The 12087-nt window shown below is 34.8% G+C and carries 11 protein-coding genes; 8 read left to right on the top strand and 3 right to left on the bottom strand.

Annotated elements, in window-relative coordinates; genetic code table 11:
* Nucleotides 1-67 precede the first annotated feature (67 nt).
* The 3 genes from CDOM16190_RS08250 to murJ are packed head-to-tail and all read right to left on the bottom strand — an operon-like array spanning nucleotide 68 to nucleotide 4567.
* Nucleotides 68-1798, bottom strand: coding sequence for an ABC transporter ATP-binding protein (locus tag CDOM16190_RS08250; RefSeq protein WP_170020027.1), 1731 nt, complete (start codon nucleotides 1796-1798; stop codon nucleotides 68-70).
* On the bottom strand, nucleotides 1795-3180 hold the full coding sequence (gene cysS / locus CDOM16190_RS08255; RefSeq protein WP_170020029.1) for a cysteine--tRNA ligase: 1386 nt from the start codon (nucleotides 3178-3180) through the stop codon (nucleotides 1795-1797). Before cysS ends, CDOM16190_RS08250 begins: the two co-directional genes overlap by 4 nt.
* The gene (gene murJ, locus CDOM16190_RS08260) at nucleotides 3167-4567 is read right to left on the bottom strand and encodes a murein biosynthesis integral membrane protein MurJ (RefSeq protein WP_170020031.1); all 1401 of its coding nucleotides are present in this window, start codon (nucleotides 4565-4567) and stop codon (nucleotides 3167-3169) included. Before murJ ends, cysS begins: the two co-directional genes overlap by 14 nt.
* Nucleotides 4568-4709: 142 nt before the next feature.
* On the opposite strand from murJ, the gene CDOM16190_RS08265 reads away from it, so the two are divergent.
* The 8 genes from CDOM16190_RS08265 to CDOM16190_RS08300 all read left to right on the top strand — a co-directional run bounded on the left by CDOM16190_RS08265 (nucleotide 4710) and on the right by CDOM16190_RS08300 (nucleotide 11923).
* A complete protein-coding gene (locus CDOM16190_RS08265; protein WP_349644387.1) occupies nucleotides 4710-6608 on the top strand; it encodes a flagellar assembly protein A in 1899 nt (632 codons plus the stop codon).
* Between the two features lie 2 nt (nucleotides 6609-6610).
* Nucleotides 6611-7777, top strand: coding sequence for an MlaE family ABC transporter permease (locus tag CDOM16190_RS08270; RefSeq protein ID WP_170020033.1), 1167 nt, complete (start codon nucleotides 6611-6613; stop codon nucleotides 7775-7777).
* Nucleotide 7778: 1 nt separating this feature from the next.
* Nucleotides 7779-8513, top strand: a complete 735-nt coding sequence (locus CDOM16190_RS08275) for an ABC transporter ATP-binding protein (protein WP_170020035.1) — start codon at nucleotides 7779-7781, stop codon at nucleotides 8511-8513.
* On the top strand, nucleotides 8514-9431 hold the full coding sequence (locus CDOM16190_RS08280; RefSeq protein ID WP_170020037.1) for an MlaD family protein: 918 nt from the start codon (nucleotides 8514-8516) through the stop codon (nucleotides 9429-9431).
* Nucleotides 9428-9982, top strand: coding sequence for a hypothetical protein (locus tag CDOM16190_RS08285; protein WP_170020039.1), 555 nt, complete (start codon nucleotides 9428-9430; stop codon nucleotides 9980-9982). The genes CDOM16190_RS08280 and CDOM16190_RS08285 overlap by 4 nt, the downstream gene beginning before the upstream one ends.
* Nucleotides 9979-10533 carry a Holliday junction branch migration protein RuvA gene (gene ruvA / locus CDOM16190_RS08290; protein WP_170020041.1) on the top strand — a complete coding sequence of 185 codons (555 nt, stop codon included), beginning with the start codon at nucleotides 9979-9981 and terminating at the stop codon, nucleotides 10531-10533. The genes CDOM16190_RS08285 and ruvA overlap by 4 nt, the downstream gene beginning before the upstream one ends.
* Nucleotides 10534-10542: 9 nt before the next feature.
* Nucleotides 10543-11577 carry a D-alanine--D-alanine ligase gene (locus CDOM16190_RS08295; RefSeq protein ID WP_170020043.1) on the top strand — a complete coding sequence of 345 codons (1035 nt, stop codon included), beginning with the start codon at nucleotides 10543-10545 and terminating at the stop codon, nucleotides 11575-11577.
* 115 nt (nucleotides 11578-11692) lie between these two features.
* On the top strand, nucleotides 11693-11923 hold the full coding sequence (locus tag CDOM16190_RS08300; protein ID WP_169940864.1) for a type II toxin-antitoxin system Phd/YefM family antitoxin: 231 nt from the start codon (nucleotides 11693-11695) through the stop codon (nucleotides 11921-11923).
* Nucleotides 11924-12087 lie beyond the last annotated feature (164 nt).

Below are 12087 nucleotides of genomic sequence, written 5' to 3' on the forward strand. Positions count from 1 at the left end.
TTCCTTTAAATTTTCGCTGATTTTATCAAAACAGAGCTTAAATTAGCGATTTTTATTGCCTTTACAACTATCCTATCTTAGGCAAAGAGCCTTTTAGCTTTTGATAAATTTCACAGCTTTCGCTTAGCTCTTCATCATTGCCAAATCCTACTACCTTACCGCCACTTATAACGGCTATTTTGTCGGCATTTTGAACTGTGCTTAGACGGTGAGCTATTACTATTATTATCTTCTCGTGTTGCAAATTTGATATCGCCTTTGTGATCTCTTTTTCGCTCTCGTTATCAAGAGCCGATGTAGCCTCGTCAAATATCAAAATTTGCGGATCTTTATATAAAGCCCTTGCGATAGCTATCCTTTGGCGCTGACCTCCGGAAAGATTGGTGCCAAACTCATTTAAAATCGTATTAACCCCATCTTCAAGCGCACAAACAAATTCATAAGCATTAGCCATCCTTAAGGCTTTTATCACAGCTTCCTCATCAAATTCTCTTCCGTAAGCTACGTTATTTGCAATCGTATCGTTAAATATATATACGCGCTGAGTAACAAGGCCGATATTATCCCTTAAAGACTTTATATTAATTTCCTTTATATCGGTTTCATTTATTAAAATTTCTCCACCATTTGCATCATAAAACCTCATCAGCAAATTTACGATCGAGCTTTTGCCTCCTCCGCTTGAGCCTACAAGCGCTATCATCTGAGATTTTAAAGCGGTCAAATTTATGCCTTTTAATATCTCTTTATCTGCATAATTTAATCTCACATCTTGAAATTTAACCGACTCTATGACCAAAGGAATCTCTTTGTCTCCGCTTTTTACAGATGGAGTTTTGTCAAGCAACTCAAATGTCCTCTCTGCCGCAGCTACCGCATCTTGAACCTTGTTGTAAAGCTTTGAAATTCTCTTAACCGGGGTATACAGCATAAAAAGTGCGGTCAAAAACGAAAAGAAGCTTCCCATAGTAATTTGTCCGTCAATCACTTCCTTGCCGCCTATTATCACGACTGCGGCAACACCTATACTACCGATAACCTCCATTATAGGGCTTACAGATTCATCTATTTTGACGCTTTTTAAATTTAGCCTAAAAAATTTATTGTTTTCGTCTATAAATCTATTATGTTCGTATTTTTGAGCATTATTTGCCTTGATTATCTCAATATTTGTAAAAATTTCACTAAGCCTAGAGCTAATATCAGAAGTCTTCTCTTGCGCCGCTTTTGATATTTTTTTCATTTTTTTTGCAAGTAAAGAGAGCGGATATATAGCCACGGGAAGCACTATAAGAGCAAAAAAAGCAAGCTGAGCGCTTTGATAGATGACCACGCAAAGAAGCCCCACTATCGTGATACTCTCCCTTATCATCTCCGGAATCATTGAAGAGACTATGCTTCTTATGCGCTCGATATCATTGATATTTCGGCTTATAAGCTCTCCCGTACGAAATTCGTTAAAGAATTTCATGTCTAAATTTAGCAAATTTCCAAGTAGCTTCTCTCTAAATCTACGCACTACGTCTTGTCCTATAAAAGCCGTAAAATAAGCTTGCAGAAAAGTTCCAAGACCCTTTAAAAAGTATATCGCGACTATGGCGTATGGCAATAGATATAATAACTCTTTATTTTTATCTATAAAAATTTTATTTAGCACCGGCTCTATAACCCAGGCTGATGCCGCAGTGCCACCGCTAGCTAAAAGCATTCCGGTTACGGCTAAGGCAAATTGCGGAATATAGTCCTTAAAGTATGGTGCAAATCGCTTAAATACGTCCTTTAAACCCATAGATTTCATATCTTTTCCCACATAGTGCCACTTGGAGTATCCATAATGGCTATTTGCATAGAGGCAAGCTTCTCTCTAATCTCATCGGCTTTAGCGTAATTTTTTAGCTTTTTGGCTTCATTTCGCTCTTCTATTAAGCTTTTTATTTTTGTTTTTTCCTCATCGCTTACACCAAACTGAAAATACTCATATACATCGATTTGTAAAATTCCAAGAACTCTGGCTATTAGCTCTAAATTGGCTAAAATTTCACCTTTTTGAGATTTATCCTTTGGATTTTGATCTAAATTTTCGTTTGCTGTTTTTACAAATTCATCTATTGTGGCAAGTGCTTTGGAGGTATTTAAATCATCTCTCATAGCATTTAGAAACTCTTCTTTAAACTCTATGTTTTCTTTTCCTAAATTTGAGTCTATAACCCGTTTTTTGAGCCTATAAATCTTATCAAGCCTCTTTTTGCTAGCCGACAAATCCTCATCAGAATAGTTAAAATGCGCTCTGTAGTGAGAGCTAAGAAGGTAAAATCTCAAAACCTCGCCTAGATTTTGCTTTAAAGCATCTTTAACAAAGAAGCTATTTCCAAGGCTTTTACTCATCTTTTCATCGTTTACTTTAATAAATCCGTTGTGCATCCAGTATTTTGCCAGGGTTTTTTGCTCGCCGCATCTGCACTGTGCCGCCTCGTTTTCATGATGAGGGAAGAGTAGGTCTATGCCTCCTGCGTGTATGTCTATCTCATAATCTTCTCCGCTTGAGAGATATTTTTTTATCATTGCCACACACTCGGTATGCCAGCCCGGACGACCTCTGCCAAATGGACTTTCGTACCATTTTTCATCAAATTTCCATAATACAAAGTCCTCTTCATTTCTCTTATCTATATTTGACTCAACTCTGGCGATATTTTGATCGCTCTTAGCTTTTCCGCTTAGGCTTAGATACTCGTTATCTTGAGCAGTGTCAAAGTAAATTCCGTCCTCTTCTATCTCATAGGCGATATTTTTGTTTTTTAGATTTAAAATATACTCTATTATAGCATCAAGACACTCGGTAGCCTTTGGCTCTATATCGGCCTCAAGTACGTTTAAAGCCCTCATGTCATCTTTATAGCTTTTTATATATCTAGTCGTGATGGTCTCTAGACTTTCGCCCGTTTCATCCATCTTTTTTAAAATTTTATCATCTATATCAGTGAAGTTTTTTACAAATTTAACATCAAATTTAAGCTCTATCAATACTCTTCTAAGCAGATCAAAGCTAATAGCGCTTTTAGCGTGTCCAAGATGAGAATCGTCATATACTGTTGGCCCACATACGTAAATTCTGACCTTGCCAGCCTTGATAGGCTCGAAATTTAGCTTTTGTTTTTTTACGCTATCAAAAATTTGCATCTATAAATTTCCTTAAAAATATTAAAATAACTATCTCTACGGCTAAAATAGCGACCATAATTGCCAATCTTTTAAAGCTGATTATAGCCAAAAATCGTTTAGTCCCAAAGGCTTTTATTGTAAGAGTAAGCAGCACAAAGCCTCCTATGGAGCTAGCAAGAGCCAGTCCAAAAGCCCCATAATATCTCATTAAAATCACTGCTAGTATTAAATTTATTACTAAGGTTATTACCGAGATTTTAGAGGTAGTTTTTTGCTGCATTTTTGCATGAAGCCATTTTGAAAAAATTTTAGCCAAGCCAAACGGCACAAGTCCTATCATATAAGCCTTTAGTACGAGAGCTGTATTGGTCGTATCTTGCGCATTGAACTGACCTCTTTCAAAGAGTAGCTTTATAATAGGATCTGCCAATATAAAGCCTCCTATTGCCGCACCAAAAAGCAGAAAAAATAAAGTTTCAAACCCTTTATTCATAAATTTTAGAGCCTCTTTTTCGTTGCCGGCTTTTAAATTTCTTGCTATTTTCGGGAAAAGCGCAGTAGAAAGAGCTATGGCAAAGACTGCAAGTGGAAGCTGAAAGATGCGATTAGCGTAAAATAGGTAGCTAATGCTTCCGGATACTAAAAAGCTAGCAAGCCAAGTATCCATAAAAGAGCTTATTTGTATTGCGGATGAACCAAATAAACCATGATAAAAATTAGTAAAAAAGCCCTTTGTATCAGCTCTTTTTCCTTTGACAAATTTAATCATTCCTCCAAAAAATATCTTTGACATAGAGGTAAGATAAAGCGCTATCAAATGAGATATTACTTGTAAAATTCCTCCCGCAACCACTCCGAAGCTCAGATAATAAGCGACAATTTTAGGCTCTTTGCCTTGAGCTAAAATAAGTGCAAATATCATGGCTATATTTAAAAGTGCGGTTGAAAATGCAGTTGTGATAAAGTGTTGTCTATACTGAAGCAAGGTAGCAATAAATGTGACTACGTAAATTAACCCAAGATAATAAAAATTTATCTTTACCAAAGGAACAGCTTGAGAGATTTGACTCTCGTTTAAACCCGTTGCGATAATTTTTGTAAATTGAGGAGCAAATAGATTGACTAATAATGTCAAAATCATTACAAAAGATAAAAATTTTAAAAAAATTTCAGCAGAAAATACGCTTTTGTTTTTAGAGTGAGTGAAATTTGGCAATAATGCATCTCCAAATGCTCCTTCTGCAAAAATTCTGCGAAATAGATTTGGAATTTTAAAAGCTATAAAAAATATATCACTATAAATTCCTGCACCAAGAGTAGAAGCCGTCATCACATCTCTGAAAAATCCTAAGATACGAGACACCATAATGCCGGCACTATTTGAAAAAAAGCCTTTTATAAACATAAATTTCCATTTTGATATTATTGCTGAAATAATATGTAAATTTAGATTTAAAAAACGTAAAATTAAGCCCTATAAACTAGTTTTAATAAAATTTTAGAGAAAATAGACTTGTTTAAAAATAACAAATTTGAGAGAATACTAGGTGGAAAATAATCAAAAAGAGCCAATTTATCTTGATCCTATCATAATGGATACTATAAATCCTTATAGTGAAATTCCTATTTTAGCTAGAAATTTTAATGTCGATATAAATTTTATAGATTTTAAAATTTTAGCAATCATCACAGAGTATAAATTAATAGGAGATAGTGAAAGTAAAATATTGGAAAATGTAGAACTTGATATTTTTGATGACGATAAATTTTATGTAAATCAAGTTGAAAGTATAAAGCAAAGCTACAAAGTAGAATTTTTTGATACAAGAAGAAAAAAACAATATCTACTACCTGATATCTCTATAAGTGCTAATAAAAATCTTACCAAGATAGTAGCTACGGTTTTTAAAAGCAGTGACGTAGTTTATTTTAAAGAATTTGAAAATAAAGTAACTGAATTTATCTATAAAAAATTAATTAAAGTTGGAATTTTAGTAGGAATTAGAAATAAAACTATGAAAAACGAGCTAAGTAAAATTTCATCATTTTTAAGAGTAAACGAGATAATAGATAAAGACTATACTTTTGTAGTAACCTTCGGAGTGGATAAAAAAGAGTCTATTGACGATGCGATTATATATCATTATAAAAATAAGATCCAGAAGACAGATGATAGCGGTAGGATAAACTATGCCAATCGTGGATATTTGCTTGGAGTTACTAAAGATGAGCTTATAATAGAGTACTTAAAGCCTGTCTTAGGAGAGCATGGACGTGATGTAAGAGGTGCCTTATTACCTATCGTAGAGCCTAAAACAACTGTTGTAAAAATGATAGAGCATACAGATGAGATAGAAGAGAGAGTGGATGATTTTGGGATAAAATATTATGCCAAAAAAGCAGGTTATGTCTACGATCAAAAAAATATATTTGACATAAAAGAGGAGCTTGATGTAAACGAGATCTCCTTTAGAGCAACCGGATCTATAGATACGAGACTTGATAATAATGTTGTCTTAAACGTAAAAGAAAAAGATGTTACAAAAGATGCCATAGGCGAGGGAATGAGTGTTGAAGCCAATGAGATAAACATAGAGGGTAATGTCGCTCAAAACGCCGTAATAAAAGCAAATAAGGTAAAAATTGGCGGACAAACTCATGCAAAAGCTCATATAGAGGCTAAAGAGGCTAAAATAGCTGTTCATATCGGTAGTTTTGATGGAGATTACGTTGAGATAGATCGTCTTGAGAATGGAAGAGTTAAGGCAAAAACAGCGAAAATAAAATCTGTTCTTGGCGGTGAAATAATAGCTGAAAAATTAGAGATAGGAGTGCTGGCTTCAAATTCAAATATAATCATAGCCGACACCCTCGAAATAAGGCAGCTTAAGGGCATAAACAATAAAATTCTAGTAGATTTTAGCATGGTAAAAAATACCGGCGAAACTATAAATAAAAATTTAGAAAAAATAAAAGAGATTAGAGAGCAGATAGTAAAAATGCCTAAGCAGCTAGAGGCCAAAAAGTGCATCATAGAAGAAAATAGAGGGCCCATTAATATCATAAAAGAGAAAATGGAGGAATTTAGAGCTTCTAAAAATTCCCCCCCTGTAACTTTTATAAAAAAACTTAGAGAATATCAGCAACTAGTGCATGAATACAACAGTCTTTTGACTGAATTTAACGAAAAAAAATCCAAAATAACAGATCTTAAAGATGAAATTCAAGCCATTCAGGATGGAATTTTTAATTCAAAGGTTATAAATCATAGTAACTGGCGTGAATTTAATGAGATAAAATTTAAGTTAGTAGATCCTCCAAGAGAGATATCTTATGTAACTAGAGAAAATGAAATAGCAAGAGTTTTAACGATTAAAAAAGTAGAAAATGAAAACGGAGAGATCGATTACGTAATCAGGAAAAATAATAATATAAGAAAGGCCTAAAATTGCTTTTTGGTCTTAAATTTAAAAGTGATTTTTACGATTGCTCAATTAAAGATGATGGATCTCTTGAGATAAATTTAAAAAATTCTTGGGATTTTAAATTAAAAAGAGATATCTTAAATCAAATTTCAGCCATTTTATTATCCAAAAAATTTAAAAGAATTATCTTAAATTTTGCAGAAATTACCGAGCTTGACTATGCTGCGGCTCTATTTATAAGCTCAGCTGTTAAAAAATCGGATAAAAAATATGAGCTTATAAATTTACGCAATAGTCATGAGAAAATTTTTACATCAATCAAAAAAGAGTTGTCAATGGCTGTTAAAAAAGACACTCTTGCTCCTGCAAAGAAAATTATCAATATAAAAAATACAAAAAATTTTCTTTATGAAATAGGGGAAAAAATAGGTGAATTTTACTTTGGAGCAGTTCTGTTTTTTACTTTTTTGGGTGAATTTTTAGTTAAATTTATAAAAACTATCTTTATACCAAAGACCCTTAGAATCAAAGAAATTTTAGCTCATTTTGAAAATGCCGCTATCAAGTCAGCGTTTATAGTCTGCCTCACTTCTTTTTTAGTGGGTATAGTTTTAGCTTATCAGGGAGCTAATTTATTAGAGCAGTTTGGCGCAAGTATAATAATAGTCGAGATGATGGGTATGTTAACTCTTAGAGAGATAGCACCTTTGATTGCTGCCATAGTTATCGCCGGACGCCTAGCATCAAGCTATACCGCGCAGATTGGCGTGATGAAGATAACAGAAGAGATAGATGCTATGAAAACTATGGGGTTTGATCCCTTTAAATTTTTAGTCTTGCCAAGAGTTATTGCTCTAATTTTTGCTATGCCTATAATTGTATTTTTAGCCGATTTGATAGGGCTTTTGGGCGAAATGGTAGTATGTCAGACATATCTTGATATTAGTTTTGGCGATTATTTGGCGAGGTTTAAGCAAGAGGTAGAGATAAGACACTTTTACGTGGGTGTTTTTAAGGCTCCATTTTTTGGTATGGTTATAGCATTTATAGGGTGTTGGCGAGGATTTGCAGTTGGCGGAAATACTCAAAGCGTAGGCAAATATACAACCATAAGCGTAGTAAATTCAATATTTGGAGTAATAATGACAGACGCGTTATTTTCTATAATATTTACTCAGCTTGAGGTCTAAGATGATAATAAAAGCTACCGATATAACTACTAAATTTAATGATCGAATTATACATGACAAGGTTAGCTTTCATGTAAAAGATGGTGAAATTTACGGACTTCTTGGCGGTAGCGGTAGCGGTAAATCAACACTTATGAAAACAATGATATACTTAAAAGAGCCAAGCGAAGGCAGAATAGAGATGCTTGGAGAAGATCTATGGTCTATAGGCGAGGCAAAAAGACAAGAGATAAGGCAAAAGTGCGGAGTAATGTTTCAGTTTGGAGCACTTTATACATCTATGAATGTGCTTGAAAATATATATATCTTGCTAAAAGAATATAGCAATATTAGTGAAACAGTCATGAAAGAGATAGCTATGTTTTGGTTGCTTAAAGTAGGATTAAAACCCAATACGGCTCTACTTTATCCAAGTGAGCTAAGCGGTGGTATGAAAAAACGTGTCGCTATGGCAAGAGCTCTTGTATTAAGCCCCAAAATTCTATTTTTAGACGAGCCAAATAGCGGACTTGATCCGATGAGTACAAGGGCTTTTGATGAGCTGGTTTTAGAGCTTAGAGATACTCTTAGCCTAACAGTTGTGATGGTAACGCATGATATAGACAGTATCCAAAGCATATTAGATAGATTTTTAATACTTGAAAATAAAAAGATAGCCTTTGAGGGAAATTTAAACGAGCTTAAAAGCTTTGAAAACAATCCTCTTGAAGAGCTCTTTAGGGCAAGGAAAATTTAGATGGAAAATAAGATAAACTATACTCTTATAGGGCTATTTTTTGTCATAGTCGTGTTTATCGCCGCCGGCTTTATATGGTGGATGATAAGCTATGGAAATAATAAGAACGAATACAGATCATACTACATACTTACAAATGACCTTCCAAACGGGATCAAAAAGGATTCTACTGTTAAATTTATAGGGGTTGATGCGGGAATAGTAAAAGATATTAAATTTGCAAGCCAAAAAGATGCACAAATAGAGATTGAGCTATGGGTAGCTAAAGGGCTTCCTGTTAAAAAAGATAGCACTGTAGTGGCAGAGATTCAAGGAATAACAGGCATAAGCTATCTAAATATACAAAGAGGATCACAAAATAGTTCCTTGTTTAGTGATAGCGAAAAGCCTTATATTACTCTTGAAGAGAGTTTGTTTCAAAAAATAGGCGGAAAGGCTAGTAGCTTAACAGAAAATATCGATAGAACGCTTGCAAATATAAATAAAGTTTTAAACGAAGAGAATACTAAAAAAATATCTTCCATTTTAAAATCCATTGATGAGCTTGCGGCTAACTTAAATAATATTAGTGCAAATACCGATATAAATGGTTCTTTGGAAAATCTAAACAATACTCTTTTGGAGTTTCAAATCTTGGCCAAAAACGGCTCTAAGACACTTGAAAATATCAACTCATTTTCTAATAATTTTTCCAATCTGGCAATTAAGCTAGAAAATTTACAAAGAATCATGGAAGAAAAGATAAAAAGCGGAGAGTATGATATAAAAGATATTTTAAGCTCATTTTCACAAGAGGCTATAACTACATTTTTAGAATTTCAAAAGACTCTGAAAGAATTTAGACAGACTCTTTTTAGGCTGGAGGATAGACCTTATGAATTTTTCTTTAAAGACCCTCAAGACAAGGATAAAAAATGAGAAATTTGGCTATTTTTGTTTTTTCTATATTTATGGCAGGTTGCTCAATAATAGCAAAACCAGCGCCATCTATTGAATATTTTATGCTTGGCAACAATAGCTTTAGTAAGTGTGAAGGTAAAGATAAAATTTTAGTTTTTGTAGAGCAAACTAAAGTTGTTAGCATGTTTGATTCAAGAAGTATAATTAAAATTAACAGCAAAGGGCAAGTAGAGACTATCAAGGGAGTCAAATGGATAACGACACCAAGCGATATGATATATAAGAATTTTCTTGCCGCAATAAATAGTAGTTGCGAGCTTGACGCTAACTTTGATAGAAGAAATTTAGTTCTAAAAACAAATATAATTACACTTCAAACTGATGAAAAGGAGGCTACTATTAGCCTAGGATTTACTATTTTAAAAGATGAAAAAAATTTAAACAGCTCTATTGTAACGTCAAAAAGAACCATTGATGGCAATAATCCGCAAGATGCAATAAGTGCACTAAATTTAGCTATGGATGATATAGTAAGTAAAATTTTAAACGAACTTAAGGAATACAGATGATAAAAGCAATCGAAGGCGTAATAACCAAAAAAGAGCCTGCATATCTGCTACTTAAAACCGCAAGCGGCGTGACATACGGCATATCCATATCGCTTTTTTGCTCGGCAAAGCTTGAAAAAGGCGAAAAAGTAGAGCTTAACATCACGCAAATCATCAGAGAAGACGCAAATTTACTCTACGGGTTTTTAGACGCAAGCGAGCAAAGGATGTTTGAGATGCTCATCAAACTAAACGGTATAGGCGCAAGCACGGCTATGGCAGTATGCTCCAGCCTAAATCCAAACGCCTTTACAAACGCGATCATAAATGGCGACGCGGACGCTCTTAAATCAGTTCCCGGCATCGGTGTAAAAACCGCAAGGCGTATCATAGCCGAGCTAAGCGACGCTAAGCTGGTAACTGATGATACGATGCCAAGCCACCAGCACGAAGCGATTTTGGCGCTTGAGAGTCTTGGATTTAAGCGAGATAAGATATCTAAAGTGCTTTCAACCTGCACGGCAACGAACGTAAGCGAGCTTATCAAAGAAGCTCTTAAAAAACTCGGATAAAGGATGGATATGAAATTTGGAATTTTATTTGGCGCTAGAAGCTACGAGCACGAGATCAGCATCGTAAGCGCGATAGCTCTAAAAAACGTGCTTAAAAGTGAGCCGATGTTCGTATTTTGCGATAAATTTAGGGAGTTTTATCTAATCGAAGCTAAAGACATGAAGGCAAATTTCTTTAGTTCTGGCAACTATAAAAAGAGCAAAAAGCTACTGCTTAAAAACGGTGGATTTTTTGCGGGCGGGATGTTTGGCGAAAAGAAGATAGAAGCTGATGTGTTTATAAATTTGATACACGGCATGGACGGCGAAGACGGTAAAATGGCTGCCTTGCTTGACTTTTACGAGATAAGATATATCGGCCCAAGACTTGAAGCAAGCGCGATGAGCTACAACAAAGAGCTAACCAAACTTTTAGCTGTAAAAGCAGGCGTTAAGGTGCTAAAATACGAAGTCTTACGCAGAGGAGATACGTCAAATTTTGCGCTTCCCGTCATACTAAAACCTGTTCGCCTAGGCAGCTCTATCGGCGTAAGCGTAGTCAAAGATGATAGCGAGCTTGAGTATGCGCAAGATGTGGCGTTTGAGTTTGACACTGAAGTTTTGGTTGAGCCGTTTATAGAGGGCGTTAAGGAATATAACCTAGCAGGCTGCAAGATAGACGGCAAGATAAAATTTTCTATCATCGAAGAGCCAAAAAAGAAAGAATTCCTTGACTACGAGCAAAAATACATGAGCTTTTCAAGTGAGAGCAGGGCAAAGGAAGCTGATATAAGCGAAGCGCTCAAGGCAAAATTAAAAGAGAGTTTTGAGAGAATTTATAGCTGCGGATTTGACGGAGCGCTTATCAGATGTGATTTTTTCGTGATAGATGATGAAGTCTATCTAAACGAGATAAACCCAAATCCTGGAAGCCTTGCGAACTATCTGTTTGACGACTTTGAAGCAACAATAAACGCACTTGCTAAAAACCTTCCTAGAGAGCGGGATATAAGGATAGATTATCAGTTTATCAACTCAATCACCTCCGCAAAAGGCAAACTATAAAACACAAATAAAATATCATCAGGCTGTTAAATTGCTAAATTTGGTAGCCTGATTTAGCCGAATTTAAAGGCTTATGTGTTATATTTTATGTAAAATTTTACATAAAAGAGCAAAAATGACTACATTTAGCAAAGATGAAATTTATACTGCAACCGAAGTCGTTAGAAATTTTAGCGCCGTACTTACTAAAGTAGGCTCAGCTCAGATAAAGCGAGCCGTGATCGTAAAAAATAATAAATTTGAAGCGGTCTTACTTAATATGGCGGAATATGAGCGATTATGCGAGGCCGTGGAGGTTTTACAAGCTATTTACTCATCAAGAAAAAAGGGTGAAAATGGCGAGTAAGGATATCAAATTCGGCGGTAAAATTTACACCATAAGCTATGAAATTTTAAATTTATCATCTAGTCCCGCTATAGTATTTTTACACGGCTGGGGAGCGAATAAGGAAATAATGAAAAAGGCTTTCGGTAAATTTTTAAACGACTTTAAACACGTTTATATCGATA

The organism is Campylobacter sp. RM16190, assembly GCF_012978835.1.
GTDB lineage: Bacteria > Campylobacterota > Campylobacteria > Campylobacterales > Campylobacteraceae > Campylobacter_A.

Coding starts and splice junctions, on each gene's coding strand:
- CDOM16190_RS08250 (WP_170020027.1), bottom strand. CDS start 1,798: ATGAAATCTATGGGTTTAAAGGACGTATTTAAGCGATTTGCACCATAC.
- cysS (WP_170020029.1), bottom strand. CDS start 3,180: ATGCAAATTTTTGATAGCGTAAAAAAACAAAAGCTAAATTTCGAGCCT.
- murJ (WP_170020031.1), bottom strand. CDS start 4,567: ATGTTTATAAAAGGCTTTTTTTCAAATAGTGCCGGCATTATGGTGTCT.
- CDOM16190_RS08275 (WP_170020035.1), top strand. CDS start 7,779: ATGATAATAAAAGCTACCGATATAACTACTAAATTTAATGATCGAATT.
- CDOM16190_RS08280 (WP_170020037.1), top strand. CDS start 8,514: ATGGAAAATAAGATAAACTATACTCTTATAGGGCTATTTTTTGTCATA.
- CDOM16190_RS08285 (WP_170020039.1), top strand. CDS start 9,428: ATGAGAAATTTGGCTATTTTTGTTTTTTCTATATTTATGGCAGGTTGC.
- ruvA (WP_170020041.1), top strand. CDS start 9,979: ATGATAAAAGCAATCGAAGGCGTAATAACCAAAAAAGAGCCTGCATAT.
- CDOM16190_RS08295 (WP_170020043.1), top strand. CDS start 10,543: ATGAAATTTGGAATTTTATTTGGCGCTAGAAGCTACGAGCACGAGATC.
- CDOM16190_RS08300 (WP_169940864.1), top strand. CDS start 11,693: ATGACTACATTTAGCAAAGATGAAATTTATACTGCAACCGAAGTCGTT.